A 14954-nucleotide genomic window follows, 5' to 3' on the forward strand; every position below is an offset into this window, starting at 1 on the left:
CAATTAAAAAACAAAAGTCATGAGTGAATTATATTTTAAACGTTTCTCGCACCTGGTAGCCGGGGAGAACGGAAACAACGGCGACATGGCCGAGAAATATGTGACGAGTTATATAACCGTGTCCCAATGGGTGAAAACAGTCATGAATAAGAAATTGGGAGATTTCAAACTGAATTATTTCCCTGCCGATTGGAATGACTTTGGAAATATCCTTACCGATGCCCAGGCAAAGACACTGGTTTGGACAGATACCGTATTAGCCCAATTGAAAGGCGTACCTGTAGAATTGCAAACATTTAGTAATGATATGGTGAATAATTTTCAGGCAATGTTATGTGTTTGTGACAGGCTTATTCAAACTCCAAACAATTCTATTCTGAAAAACAATTTTTGCAGCAATGCAGATAATATGCGCTTCATTATTAACGGAAAGATAGATGAGGTTGCAAGACTGGTGGGTAGAATAAATGAGTTCTCCTCGAATATAGAACCGATCGGGAAAGATCTGGAAAAGATCGCAAAAATGGCGTTGAACGATAAAAATGTCGATTCTCAAAGAGTATCGATGCTTAACAAGCAGGTTGCCGACATAAAGCGAACGATTGTGGATCAGTCAAAGTCACTACTTATTCTGTCGATTGGGGAAGCCGTTGTTATAGGAGGCGGCATCCTGATGACTATAGTCGGATTTGTAACAGGAGGAATAGGCGGAGGAATCGCTATTGGCTTTTTCGTCTGTGTTGGCGCTTTGGTTTTGGCAGTGCCGATTGTGTTGGATGTTATAGGACTTGTTCAATCGCTTGCCGCACTTAATGAGGAATGCAAATTATTGAAAGGATATGAAGCCGATGTTATGCAACTTCAGGATATGGCAGATGATTTCAATACACTGTCCGAACAAACGTTTGCCCTTACATCCGATCTGGACTATATTTCTAATACCTGGAAAGCCATTGCGGAAGACTTGAAAGAAGAGTCGGATAAAATAAAGGAAGGAGAAGAAAGAGAGAAGGATAAGAAAATCCATACGGCTGATGATTGGAGAAACATAAAGGCCGGACTGATCGAAATGCAGGCCTGGTTTGAAAACTTCGGAAAGAAAATTGGCAACTTGCGTCTTGACACGATTGAAGGTGCCGTTACCCAACTTTCCATAGGGATGACTCCTGAAGAAGTGAAAGAAACAATCGAGAAAGCTCAGAAACAAGAGCTGATCAGATACCTCACTGCTTGATGGCTTCCTGAAGACAGCAAACTATTCAGTATAAATCATTAACACTATAATATGTATGGAAACAATAACAAAGACAAAACAGCAATCCGCTCTCCGCCTTCTGGCGGTACTGTTCTTCCTCTGCCTCTTTGCCCCGATGGCGGCAGGGCAGGATAACTGGAAAGACCATTGTGCGACTCGGATAGCAAACCAAAACGGTGGCGACGGCTCATCCTGGGACAAGGCCATCAAGATAGCTTCCGCCAAAGAGCTTGCCTACTTTGCGCAGCAGGTGAATAGCAAACAGTCTATCAATTATGGTGACGGCAAATCGATCGGTCCGACCGGTAAAGATCAAGCAGGAGGCTTTATATCCTATTACTTCGCCCTCTCCGCCGACATCGACCTGTCGAATTATGATTGGACGCCGATAGGGAACACTACTTTTTTCAAAGGTAATTTCGACGGCCGGGGGCATTGTGTGAACGGCCTGAAGGTGATGAAGGTCGAAACCGTTAGTGGTGGGGCTGCCTATGCCGGCTTGTTCGGTTATACGTATGTCGGAATCCTCCGTAACCTCGGTGTCCGTCTGGCGGATGCGGGGATACAGGTAAATTCGACGGATGGTGTTGTTTATGTCGGTGGAATAGCCGGGTGCGCTCATAAAATCTTTAACTGCTATGTAGTGGGAGAGGGGAGGATTGAGATACATTCTTCATCGGGCTTTGGCTATGTCGTCGGTGGGATCGTAGGATATCTTGACACTGATGGTTCGCTTGCTAATTGTTATGCTACTGTAAATGTAAAGGTAGGACGTGATGGTACGGTTCATGTTGGTGGTATTGTCGGGTATGGTAATTCTAGATCAACGATCTCCCACACCTATGCCACGGGAGATGTTGAAGCGGGAACAGGAGATTATGCCGGCGGTATCTGCGGATGGTTGGAGAACGGGGGCACACTCGAAAACAGTTTGGCCGCCAATGGACAGATAATAGGAGGTAGCTCATTCAGTAACCGGATAGTTGGGGGAAAGGGGGATAACGCCACTCTCGACGCCAACTACGCCTCCCCCGAGATACAAGTAAACGGCAGCGTTGTCAACGGTGGAGCCAGGGACGGCGAGAATGGCGATCCAAGTGTTGATATTAGTAACTTTAGTGATATATTTTCCGGGAACGAAGGTTGGAATACAAGCGATGCCACACGCTTACCGCAATTGAAGATGCAGACAGGCGATGACCCCTCTTATACTTACACCGCCTGGCCTACCGGTGAAGGCTACACCCCACAATCCTCGCTCGATGCCGTCCGCTATCTGATTGCCAAATTCAGTGGCAAAGGCTCCTCTTCCGAGCCCTACCTGATAACCAACCGGGCCGAACTGGCCTATTTGGCGAAGCAGGTGAATAGCGGAATGAGCTACAAAAATGAATACTTCGCCCTCACCGCCGACATCGACCTGTCCGCCTATTACTGGACGCCGATAGGGAACTTTGATCATTCTTTCAGCGGCAATTTCGACGGCTGTGGACATTGCGTGAGCGGGCTGAAGGTGAAGGTTGAAAACACTACTTCGAAAGATACTTATGTCGGCTTGTTTGGTAAAACGTCTGGCGGAATCCTCCACAACCTCGGTGTCCGTCTGGCGGATGTGGGGATACAGGTAAATTCGACAGATGGTGCTGTTTATGCCGGTGGAATAGCCGGATGGGCTTATAATATCTTTAACTGCTACGTAGAGGGAGAGGGGGGGATTGAGATACATTCTAACGTCGATAGCTATGCCGGTGGGATCGTAGGATATCTTGACACTGGTGGTTCGCTTGCTAATTGTTATGCTACTGTAAATGTAAAGGTAGAACCTGAAGGTATGGTTTATGTTGGTGGTATTGTCGGGTATGGTAGTTCTAATTCAACGATCTCCCACACCTATGCCACGGGAGATGTTGAAACGGGAACAGGAGATAATAGCCGTTACGCCGGCGGTATCTGCGGATATTTGTGGAGCAAGGGCACACTCACAAACAGTTTGGCCGTCAATGGACGGATAATAGGAGGTAACTCATTCAGTAACCGGATAGTTGGTCATAAGGAGAGTGATGCCACTCTCGGCACCAATTACGCCTCCCCCGAGATACAGGTGAACGGCCAGACTCCCCCCGACAATCAGGTAACCAATAAAAATGGTGCCAACACCTATCTGGATAGCTTTGAAACCGACCTGAAGAAGGAAGACTCCAACGGTGACTGGACTACGAACTGGACATTCAATTCCGACAAGCTGCCACAGTTGAATAACATGGGTGGTAACCCCCCGGATGCCGCCACCTATCTCCCTTCGAAGCATACCCTTCACATCGTTTCTCCCACCGGAGGAACCCTGAAGGTAACAGACGGAAACGGAACCGACCTGTTCGACGACAGCAAGATAGCTCCCGGCACCCTCTTGACGCTTTCGTATACGGAAAACCCTAATTACCGTTTCTCGGAATACCTTTCCGGCAGCAGTGCCGACGATCTGCACACTCTTTCCGGCAACACGATCCCGATGCCCGATGCCGACCTCTACCTGAGTGCCCGGTTCAATTACGAGGATCCCACGCCGCCACCGCCACCGGTCTACTACACAGTCACCTTACCCTTTGTAGAGGGCGCCGTGACCGACCCCGTGGCAGGCGATTACGAAGTGGAGTCGTGGAGCACTTTCCGCTTCTACCTCACATTGGATGCGGACTACGACGAGTCGCAACCCGTGGTCACCACCAGCCTCGGCGAAACGCTTCAGCCCCGCACCTCCGACGGAGCCTACCTGGTGAAGTACGTGCGCACCGACGTGGAGATCTTCATCGACGGTATCGAGAAGAACCCGCCTCCCGTTGCCAACGAACCGATCCGCGCCGCCTCCCCCGCGCCGGAGATATGGAGCGAAAACGCCTGCCTCTGCATCCGCCTGCCGGAAGGCCTGCCGTCGTCGCCCGTCCGCATCTTTACGCCGGAGGGTCGCCTGCTCGACAGCTTCCGTTCAACCCCGGGGTTGATGCGTCGGCAATTGCCGACGGGGATCTATATCGTACAGGTTGGGGCGACGGTACGAAAGGTGGCGGTAAAAGTTAAATGATTGTGTCGTACCTGCGGGTACCTATGGGAGCAACAAACGTGGCACGTTTTTTGTTCCTATAGGTATATGATTATAAGCGCAAGTAGACGAACCGATATTCCCGCTTTCTATTCGGAATGGTTCTTCAATAGGATTAAAGAGAAATATGTATTGGTACCCAATCCGTACAATCCCAAAATGATCAGCAGGATTGATTTGAGCCCTGCGGTGGTGGATTGTTTTGTGTTCTGGACGAAGAATCCGAACCGGATGATCGACAAGCTGGAGGGGATAAAGGATTACAACTATTATTTTCAGTTTACCCTCAATCCTTATGGCGAAGATGTGGAAAATCATTTACCGGCGGTGAAGGAACGTATCGAAATATTCAAACGGCTTTCCGATAAGATAGGCCGGGAAAAGGTCGTTTGGCGATACGATCCCTTATTGACTAATAAGAAATACGACACCTCTTTTCATAAAGAAGCATTTGCCGGGATAGCATATGGCCTCCAAGATCATACGGAACGGTGTATGCTCGGCTTTATCGACCATTATCAGCATATTCGCGGCGAAGTGAGCAAATTCGACATACAGCCTCTGAAGCAGGAAGAGATCGAAGAAATGGCCGTTTCTTTCAAACAAACTATGGATCAGTATCCGTCTATCGAGTTCGATACCTGCACGAGGAAGGTGGACTTGACCTATCTGGGAATACCCAGTGGCCTGTGTGTGGATAAAAAACTGATCGAAAAGATCATAGGCTATCCTATCTCCGCCAGGAAGGACAAGAACCAGCGGGATATCTGCAACTGTATCGAAAGCATCGATATAGGCACTTACGAAAGTTGTCTGAACGGCTGCATTTATTGCTACGCTATCAAGGGTAACTACAATACCGCCGGGTTCAACAATCGGAAGCACGATAAAAACTCTCCCATGCTGATCGGTAATGTTGTAGCGGGGGATGTGATAAAAGACAGGCTGATGAAGAGTCTGAGGGATGATCAGCTTTCGCTGTTTTAGAGTTTATATTTTACCAGACACGTTTATAAATCCGGATTTTTATGTAAGTTTGTCCAGATTAAAAAGATTTCGGATATGCCTATTATAAAACGGATATTGATCTGGTGCAGGAACATACTTATCTTTCTGTTCATATCCAGCATTCTGGCGGTGGTGGCGTATAAGTTCATCCCCGTTTACTATACACCTTTGATGCTGACACGTTTGTATGACCAGCATAAGGCCGGCAAACCCTTCAAGCTCGACCATAAATGGGTGCCTCTGTCGGAGATCGCCCAGCCGTTGGTGCAGGCGGTGGTCGCTTCGGAGGACAACCTGTTCCTCGACCATAACGGCTTCGATATCGAGCAGATACAGAAGGCCCGCGACGAAGCCGAGAAAGGGAAACGTGTCCGTGGTGCCAGCACGATCTCGCAGCAGACAGCCAAGAACGTCTTCCTTCTCCCCACTAAAAGCTATATCCGGAAAGGGATCGAAGCCTACTTCACCCTGCTGATCGAATGGATATGGGGAAAGGAACGCATCATGGAGGTCTATCTCAACTCCATAGAGATGGGGGACGGCATCTACGGGGCCGAGGCGGTGGCACAGGCTCATTTCAAGAAGCCGGCAGCCAGGTTGAGTGCGGGCGAGGCGGCGTTGATAGCTGCTTCACTACCCAATCCGCGGAAATTCAATTCCGGCAAACCTTCTCCCTACATGCTGAAACGGCAGGGGCAGATCCTTTCCCTGATGGGTAAGCTGATAAAGATACAGATGGGCCACGGTGCCGGAGAGATAGAAAATAAAGATGGTAAAATAAAAAAGAGAAAGAAATGGAGAGCTTCACTTTTCACGACCTCGGACGTATCGCTTATGCCGACGCTTTAAAGGTTCAGACGGAAGCGTTTGAGACACTGCTGCATGCCAAGGTTTGGGGCGGACAGGGAGAGAATAAACTGTTTTTCTGCGAACATGAACCCGTGCTGACGATCGGCAAGAGCGGGAAAGACGCTAACCTGCTGATCCCTGCCGAGCTGCTGAAACTGCGGGGCATTTCTTTCTTCCATACGAACCGGGGAGGGGATATCACCTATCACGGCCCCGGACAGATCACCGGTTATCCTGTCTTCGACCTGGAGCATTGGCAACTGGGACTGAAACAATATATCCATACCCTGGAAGAGGTCATCATCCGTTTCTTGTCTCTCTACGGGATAAAAGGGGAACGGCTGGAAGGAGCGACCGGTGTCTGGATCGACCCGTTGGTAAAAGGCCGTGCCCGTAAGATATGTGCCATCGGGGTGAAGAGCAGCCGGTACGTCACCATGCACGGTTTTGCGCTGAACATCAATACCGACCTGAGCTATTTTTCCCTGATCAATCCTTGTGGCTTCACTGATAAAGGCGTCACTTCGCTGGAAAAGGAATTAGGTGGAAAGCAGGATTTCGAACTGGCTAAAACACAACTTCATTCATTATTCTCAGAACTGTTTCCCTGATGGATTATAAGATACATTTCGCCCCTTTGCAAGGATATACCGATGCCGTGTACCGGGAAGTCCACCACCGTATATTCGGTGGGGTGGAGAATTATTACACCCCTTTTGTGCGTGTGGAGAAAGACGGTTTCCGTAACAAAGATATCCGTGATATCGCTCCGGACAGAAATTCGGAAACACCTGTGATTCCCCAACTGATTGCTGCTACTCCCGATGAGTTCCGCCGTCTGGCAGCATTGTTTCGGGAAAAGGGATACCGGCAGGCGGATATCAATATGGGTTGTCCTTACCCTATGCAGGCGCGTTTGCACCGGGGGGCGGGGATTCTTCCTTTTGTTGAAGAGGCGGAGGCTTTGTTACAGACGATCCGGGAGTTTCCGGAGATGAACTTTTCGGTTAAACTCCGGTTAGGCTGGAATGCTCCGGATGAGGTCTTTGCCTTGCTTCCGGTAATAAACTCTTTGCGGCTGGCTCATGTTACTTTGCATCCCCGGATAGGTACGCAACAATACAAAGGAAATGTGGATACAGATAGTTTCGCCCGTTTCTATGAGGCATGTAGGCATCCGCTTTTCTATAACGGAGATTTGAAAAGCCTGGAAGATATCGACCGGATTCTCTGCCGGTTTCCCCGTCTGGCGGGTGTGATGTCGGGGCGTGGCCTGTTATCCTCTCCCTGGCTGGCTGCGGAATATGCAGCAGGCAACGGTTTTACGGATGAAGAAAAGAAAGCGAAACTGCTACATTTCCATACGTTGTTGTTTGAAAAATATAGCAGTGCGCTTGAAGGAGGCGACCATCAGATACTGGCCAAAATGAAAACCCTTTGGGATTACCTGTTGCCGGAGGCGGAGAAACGTCTGCGGAAGAAGATACTGAAAAGCAACCAACTGCCTACTTATCTTCAGGCCGTGAAGGAACTGTTACAATAGTTGAATCAGCCTTTGCCGGTGCGATTGTATCGGCTGGGGCAAGCGGGATAATCGGTACTAATTTCCTTCTCCGGCGGAAAAACTCGGAGAGATGGGAGAAGTCTTTCTTGAACATGACACCTACGCCCTGAGTTGTTAACGCCCCGTTGAGGTATTTGTACATATCATTTGCATGATTGTATGCTTTCAGGCGGATTTCTCCGCTGGGAGTTAGCTTGTATTCCAGGTCGAACTCACCGACAAAATCATTCTTTTGCTGATACGTATTGTTCCTGTATCCGAAACTGCCGTTGAACAGCAGGCGATTGTCGAGTAATTGGCTGGAAAGCAACATTTCCACTTCCGTATCCTGTATGCCGTCTTCGCTGGTACGGATATTCGTTCCTATCTGTACCTTGTCGGTCAGGCTGTTCAGGATGCTTGAAATCTGGGAAGAGATGGCAGAAGAAGCTACTGCGCTGAACTCGCTCGAACGATACGCATTCTGAGAATAGTCGGGTGTGTAGAACTTATTCAATACCAGCAAATAGATGATCTGGCGCGTCATCATATCTTCGGTATCGACCAATGCCTTCATCTGTCGTTCTATCTCTTCGTTGGTGCCGGGCAGCTCCAGGTCGAATGAGATTGCCGGACTGCGCAACATACCATCCAGGTTAAGCACACAGTTGACAGGGACGTTGGTTCGTGGACTTTCCCTGGCAAGTCCGTCATCCAGATCGCGCAAGTTGGCGGTCAGGTTATAAATAGCATTTATATGCATCGTCGCATCGAAGGGATCGCCACGGAAGTCGATTGCACTGCCTTCACGTATCTTAAAGTCTTTATGGATAATCTGTTGTAAGCTGAAATTATAGTTACCGCTGACGATTCCCATGTTGCCATACATGCGTAAGTCTGTTTTCGTCCCGTATTCTATCTGCATGCTTCCGCTGCAATTACCGGTTATTTTGTCGCCGGCAATCGGGTCCATAATCAGTTCGATTTTGGCATCGGGGGTGATATCGAGCAGGAAGTTCATGCGCATTTCGGCCCCTTCCTCTTCTTCATTGTTTACAATCTTCAGGGAATCCCGCGATAATGTACCGTTGGCCAGATCTTTCAATTGTTTTTTATCCACAAAAGTGATAAAGTCATAGTCGGCAGCAGTAGTATTGTTGATGAAGTCGAGGGTAATGGACGTCTTAGGATCGCTCCGCATATTGATATCGAAGTTGATCAGCTTGTCATTTCCTTTGATGGAGGCCGAACCACTACCGAAAACGGTACCGTAGATCAGCGGATTCAGTTTGCGGGTAGCGTTGAATACCAGCATATTCTTTGTCTTGACATTCACGTCGAAGCTGACATCTTTGAAGTGGTTATGGTAGACGCTCATGTTGACGGTGCCCGGATTGCCGAACTCGTCGTGAACCGTCAGGTCGCGCATATTTATGGAACCGGCATCCATGTAGATGGAGTCGGAGAATGTATAATACGTATTGGTATATTCGATACCCAGGCCGCCGTCCAGCACGTATGCGTCGCCCTCTACGGTCAGCGCTTTGAACGGGCCGTGCAGGTGGACGTTTCCGAATCCCCGTCCTTTCATGTTTTTGGCAACCTTTTCCACAAAAGGATGGAGGAATCCCAGGTTGATATCGTTGGCATCGAAGAACAGGGAGAGTCCGGCATTTTGTCCGACCGGGAAGATATAGCCGCTTACGTCGGTCCATGTCGTATCGTTTTTATAGATGCTGCCCAGCATCAGGATACCTTTCTGGGCATCGTCCCACTCGCTGAACAGATTTAGCCGGCCGAGGGGAGTCTGGTTGAATGAAAAGTCATTTATTTCAAGGTCGGTGTTCAGCATGCGGCTTCCGTAGAGGTCGCAGATGTTGAATGTACCCGTTGCTTTCCCGGCAAATTGTAATACCGGAATGTTCAGTATATCGAAAATATAACTGAGTTCAACCTGTTTCAGATCCATTAAAAGGGTATCTGCCGGATTTTTGGAGATGCTTCCGTCCAGCAACAACGATTGTTTTTCGTTGCCTACCCTGAATTTATGGATATCTATTTTACCGTCGGCTATTCTGATATCCGACGGGTGGATGATCCATAGAGAATCGTTCAGCACCAGCTGGCTCTCTTTCACGGCAATATCGGTTCGTAGCACGGCAGGCTTCTTCTCCTGTTCCTCTTCCGTAAAGAGGGCGGAAGCCGAAAGTTCGGCACGAAATTCTTTTTCCTTGTTGTTTGCCCATCCGATCAGCGTATTGATCCGGTTATCCTTGGCATCCACTTTCAGATCGAGGTAGTTGCGAAGTCCTTTCTGGTTGTAGTTGATCGCTTTTAATAGCAGGTTGATGTTTTCCTGCGGGTTGTCGCATGTCAGATAACCGGATTCGAACATGGACTTGCCCAGCCTGAACTTGGGAAGGAAGGCTTCGATGCGGAATTTGTTATACAGGTTGTTGTAATGTCCCGTGATACGTGCCTGGTTCACTACTGTTACCGGCAATTTGAGTGTTTCGGATATCTTCTCCGTGTTTTCCACAGTCAGCAACAGCGAGAAATTGTTTTCTTCTACCTGCTGCTTTTTCTGTGTGGCATTGATAAGCGCCGGTATATATCCTTTGAAGGTATTCATGAAACTCGGGATGATCGTTTTGAACGAGTAAGCACCCGTCACTTCCCCGTTCAGAATGTCGGACGAGATCGTCAGATGGCGATCCAGCGAATGACCGGAGGCCGTTACCTGAAACTTTTTCAGGAAAAAGCTGCTGGGTGCTGTGAGGAAGGACAGACTGTCTATCGTGATGTTCCCCTCCAGGTTATCTATATTGTTGCCGGTGAAGTCGGCGTTCAGGGATAACGAGATGTCCGGCGATTCGTATTTATCGATCAGGTGGAGGCTGTCCGGGCGGAAATGTTCCAGATTGGCGGTGAAGTTGAACATGGAGTTCTTTCCTTCGTGGCGGAACATACCCTCTGCATACAACTTACCGTTCGGATCATTCACCTGTACCATCCCGTCAAAGCTGTTTTTCTTGAAATTTCCGGATAACTGAATATCTTCGTATTTGTATTTCTTGTATTCGAATTCGTCGATATTTGCTTTGATATTACCAAAGAAACTGCTGTTTTTATGCCGTTTGGCATCGACCGATATGTTCAGCTTGGCGTTACCGTAAGGGTTACCTTCGTCGAAAAGTTCGTTCAGAAGCAGGCCGGAGGTGGAAACATGTCCTTTCAGGTAGGCTGCGATATTATTTTCTTTATCACTACCGAATATCATATCGGTTTGTACGGAACCGATAGCCGAAGAGAACTTGCCGAAAGCCACCAGGTTATCGAAGAAGCCGGATATCTCTCCGGTAAAGTTGATTGTACCCAACCGGATAACCGGATCGGGCAGGACGACCGGCTTTTTATTGAAATTGTTTATCAGTCCGCTCAGTCCGTCGGTGGTAATATACATTTTGTTCACCTGTCCGAAGATATAGGCGTCTTCCGGGTGGCTGATTCCTTTCAGGTCCATTTTTCCGATAAACAGCATCTTGTCGCTGTATCGTAATGTCAACTGTTTCAGGTTGATATTGTTGATGGCTCCGGAGGCTTCGGCCGAAAGTTCGATGGTTTCGGTGAAATTACTAAAAGCCGGAACGAAGGACGAAAGGTCTTTCAGGCAGATTTGCGACGGAGAGATGTTCAGTGCCAGCGGCGCATGGTTCAGCAGCTCGGAGGCATTGTTGATTTCGCGCATGTCTATCCTGGCCTTGCTGATTTTCAAATCGGTTTCCGGCAACTTGATTTCGAAGTTATTGATAAATGTGCTGTCGCGGTTGCCGATGATATTCATCGAGAGTTTATTCAACGTAAAGCCGGAAGCCTCGTCGAAACTCATCTTTTTGATATTCGCGTTGAGACTGTCCTTATTGAACGCTTTCATGGAAATCTTGGCACTCAGGTTCTTGATGTCCACATGTTTGGCGTTGAACTTACCGGGCGTTTGCGCCTCGCTCTCCACGTCAAACCGGAAATTACCGCGGCGTATCAGGATGGAGTTGAAGCGCAGGTCGATATTCGGATTCTTCTTCAGCGTATCTTTGCTGGCGAAAGCGTCGATAACGAACTGGAGGTTTAGCGGGCTGTCGGGAGTCTTTTTATTAAGATTGACCGAAAAGCCAAATAACCGGACCGTAGAGAATACGAATTTGCCTTTGAGCAATGGGAGGACTTCGAAACCGGCAGCCACATGATTTGCTTCGAATAAGGTTTTACCAGCCTCGTCTTCCAGGTATAAGTTGTCGAGTACCACGCGGTTGAACCACTCGATATTTACATTTCCTATCTTTACGGGCACACCGAGATGGCTGGATAATTCTGTCGATGCAATGCCGGAAACCTGAGATTGGATATAAGGTATCTTCAATAAAATGAAAGGCATTGCATAGAATATCCAGAACAAAACAAGTAGGGTAATGATTATGTATTTTAGTCCTCTGATATCTTTACTATATTTTAAACGCAAATCTACAACAATATCGCGATAGATTTCATTAAATTTGCACAAAAAAACGAGAGAAGAGTATGAGTGTAACAATATTGGGGATAGAATCATCCTGTGATGATACTTCCTCTTCCGTAATACGCGACGGCGTGATGCTGTCGAACGTGATAGCCAGCCAGGCCGTTCACGAGGCTTATGGCGGTGTCGTTCCTGAACTGGCTTCGCGGGCACACCAGCAGAATATTATCCCGGTGGTTGCCGAAGCCATCAAACGGGCCGGTATCGATAAATCGGAACTGAGCGCCGTCGCTTTCACACGAGGACCGGGACTGATGGGGTCCCTGCTGGTCGGGACCTCTTTTGCCAAAGGATTTGCCGCCTCTCTGGATATCCCGATGATCGAGATCAACCATTTGCAGGCCCATGTGCTTGCTCATTTCATCAAGGAAACGCCGGAGGACGATCATGCGCCTTCTTTCCCTTTCCTTTGTTTGCTGGTGTCGGGTGGCAATTCGCAAATCATCAAGGTGAACGCATATAACGACATGGAGGTGATAGGCCAGACAATAGACGACGCGGCCGGCGAAGCCTTCGACAAATGTGCCAAGGTGATGGGATTGGGTTATCCCGGTGGTCCGGTGGTGAACCGTCTGGCCAACGAAGGAAATCCGAAAGCCTTCGCTTTCAGTAAACCGCATATTCCGGGGTACGATTATAGTTTCAGCGGGTTGAAAACCTCTTTCCTTTATACGTTGAGGGATCGGTTGCAGGAAGATCCCGATTTTATCGAAAAGAACAAACAAGACCTCTGTGCTTCCTTACAGTCTACAGTGGTTGATATTTTGATGAATAAGTTGCGTAAAGCAGCGAAAGACCTGAATATAAAAGAGGTAGCAGTGGCCGGAGGTGTATCGGCTAACTCCGGTTTGCGTGATGCTTTCCTGGATCATGCCAAGCGGTATGGTTGGAAGGTACATATCCCGAAGTTTGCGTTTACAACAGACAACGCAGCGATGGTCGCCATTACAGGTTATTATAAATACCTCGATAAGGATTTCTGCCCGATGGATGCAGTACCTTTCTCTAGGGTTGTTATTTAAAGAAGAATACAAAGGTTGGAAGAAATATACTATCATATTTCGATATAAGTAGTTGTATACATGCTTGTTATAGTATGATAGTAGCTGTTTTCAACGATCATTTATCTATCGTCTATATAATCTGGTTGTAACTGTTTCCCCTCTTGAGAGGGGGTAGGGGGTGTGTTAAAGCCAGTCAATAAAAACAGACCTTGTTACAGGTTTATTTGCCGTCTGCTTCAGCTGACGGATTGGTAAATTATCTATTTCTCCGGACTTTAGTCCCATTTCTTACAAGTTTCTATCTAAGAGAAATGTGGCTGAAGCCAAATAATGAGAAACAACTTTTAAACCGTCAGCTGAAGCAGACGGCAAATGGACCTGTAATAGTCAAGTAACTCTGATTATGATAGTTGATAGGTGGGGGATATGACACACCCCCTTCCCCCTCTCGAGAGGGGAATCAGTTACAACCTGCTACTATAAACAGACTCGTTTCTGATAATTATTAAAACATTTAAACCTGATAATAAAACGATATGAATAATAATAATTCGCTCAGCGAACAACTTGGCGAACTTTTGCGTTCGAAAGGTTTGACAATGGGTACAGCGGAAAGCTGTACGGGCGGGCGTATCGCCAATATGATTACCCTAGTGGCTGGTAGTTCCGATTATTTTGTCGGGGGCGTTGTTTCTTATAGCAACGAGGTGAAACATAATGTGCTCGGAGTTTCGGAAGACAGTTTGCGTCTTCACGGTGCTGTGAGCCGTGAAGTGGTGGAGCAGATGGCGCAGGGAGCTATCCGTACGTTAGGATGCGATTGCTCGGTGGCGACGTCGGGAGTTGCCGGACCGGGCGGGGGAAGTCCCGAAAAACCGGTAGGAACGGTCTGGATCGCTGCCGCTTTGAAGGAACAGGTCGTTTCGCATTGTTATCATTTCGGTACGGTGCGGGCTGAAAACATACAGTCGGCAGCCGATGCCGCTTTGACAATGTTACTGGAACTTTTACAGAAGTCCGATGGATAAATTCATAGAACAACAGCGATTGATCTATCCGATGTCGGACGAAGCCATCCGGCTTCTGATCGATGAGATGGACGAGGTTTCTTTCCCGAAGGGCGATCTTCTTATCAGGGAGGGTGACCGTGATCCGTTCGTGTGGTTCGTCAGGAAGGGATTGATCCGTTCTTATGTCGAAAGGGAAACGAAAGACATCACATTATGGTTCGCTTCGGATGGCGAAATGATAAATTTCGTCTACCGGGATATTGCCGCTTATAATATCGAGATGGTGGAAGATTCGGACTTGCTCCGTATCCCTGCCCGCAGACTGGAAGAGCTTTTCGAGCAGTCGCACGACATAGCTGTCTGGGGACTCAAACTGCTTGATTATTACCTCCGGGAGTATGAAAATTATTTTATTAATGATAGTTGGAGTGATGCCCGCGAGCAATACGAAGCCTTGTTGCGCAGCAATCCCGAACTTTTCCAGCGAGTGCCTCTCAAGCATATCGCTTCTTATCTCCAGATCACTCCTCAATCGTTGAGCCGTATTCGTTCTTCTTCTAAATAAAAAGAGCAGACCGAAATTATCCTATGGTAATTTTTCTCTGAAAAGACCTC

10 protein-coding genes are annotated in these 14954 nt (G+C 47.9%); 9 read left to right on the plus strand and 1 reads right to left on the minus strand.

Features of this window, described 5'->3' with window-relative positions:
• Nucleotides 1-19: 19 nt before the first annotated feature.
• From K6V26_RS06295 to K6V26_RS06320, 6 genes are all read left to right on the plus strand, one after another.
• Entirely contained in the window at nt 20-1234 is a 1215-nt protein-coding gene (locus K6V26_RS06295; RefSeq protein WP_224264860.1) for a hypothetical protein, read from the plus strand.
• Between the two features lie 55 nt (nt 1235-1289).
• Complete coding sequence (locus K6V26_RS06300) at nt 1290-4334, plus strand: GLUG motif-containing protein (RefSeq protein WP_224264861.1); 3045 nt, start codon at nt 1290-1292, stop codon at nt 4332-4334.
• Nucleotides 4335-4400: 66 nt separating this feature from the next.
• Nucleotides 4401-5339, plus strand: a complete 939-nt coding sequence (locus tag K6V26_RS06305; RefSeq protein ID WP_129699348.1) for a DUF1848 domain-containing protein — start codon at nt 4401-4403, stop codon at nt 5337-5339.
• A gap of 75 nt (nt 5340-5414) precedes the next feature.
• Nucleotides 5415-6209 carry a monofunctional biosynthetic peptidoglycan transglycosylase gene (gene mtgA, locus K6V26_RS06310; RefSeq protein ID WP_129699346.1) on the plus strand — a complete coding sequence of 265 codons (795 nt, stop codon included), beginning with the start codon at nt 5415-5417 and terminating at the stop codon, nt 6207-6209.
• Nucleotides 6155-6820 (plus strand): lipoyl(octanoyl) transferase LipB, encoded by a 666-nt coding sequence (gene lipB, locus K6V26_RS06315; protein WP_129699344.1) that lies wholly within the window; start codon nt 6155-6157, stop codon nt 6818-6820. Before mtgA ends, lipB begins: the two co-directional genes overlap by 55 nt.
• The gene (locus K6V26_RS06320; RefSeq protein WP_224264862.1) at nt 6820-7752 is read left to right on the plus strand and encodes a tRNA dihydrouridine synthase; all 933 of its coding nucleotides are present in this window, start codon (nt 6820-6822) and stop codon (nt 7750-7752) included. The genes lipB and K6V26_RS06320 overlap by 1 nt, the downstream gene beginning before the upstream one ends.
• Here the strand turns inward: K6V26_RS06320 and K6V26_RS06325 are convergent.
• The gene (locus K6V26_RS06325) at nt 7715-12184 is read right to left on the minus strand and encodes a translocation/assembly module TamB domain-containing protein (protein WP_224264863.1); all 4470 of its coding nucleotides are present in this window, start codon (nt 12182-12184) and stop codon (nt 7715-7717) included. The genes K6V26_RS06320 and K6V26_RS06325 overlap by 38 nt on opposite strands.
• 143 nt (nt 12185-12327) lie before the next feature.
• On the opposite strand from K6V26_RS06325, the gene tsaD reads away from it, so the two are divergent.
• From tsaD to K6V26_RS06340, 3 genes are all read left to right on the plus strand, one after another.
• On the plus strand, nt 12328-13347 hold the full coding sequence (tsaD, locus tag K6V26_RS06330) for a tRNA (adenosine(37)-N6)-threonylcarbamoyltransferase complex transferase subunit TsaD (protein WP_007653177.1): 1020 nt from the start codon (nt 12328-12330) through the stop codon (nt 13345-13347).
• Between the two features lie 518 nt (nt 13348-13865).
• The gene (locus tag K6V26_RS06335; RefSeq protein WP_224264864.1) at nt 13866-14357 is read left to right on the plus strand and encodes a CinA family protein; all 492 of its coding nucleotides are present in this window, start codon (nt 13866-13868) and stop codon (nt 14355-14357) included.
• Nucleotides 14350-14904, plus strand: a complete 555-nt coding sequence (locus K6V26_RS06340; protein ID WP_007653179.1) for a Crp/Fnr family transcriptional regulator — start codon at nt 14350-14352, stop codon at nt 14902-14904. The genes K6V26_RS06335 and K6V26_RS06340 overlap by 8 nt, the downstream gene beginning before the upstream one ends.
• The last annotated feature ends 50 nt before the right edge of the window (nt 14905-14954 follow it).

This window comes from Parabacteroides goldsteinii (assembly GCF_020091425.1).
GTDB classification, from domain to species: domain Bacteria; phylum Bacteroidota; class Bacteroidia; order Bacteroidales; family Tannerellaceae; genus Parabacteroides; species Parabacteroides goldsteinii.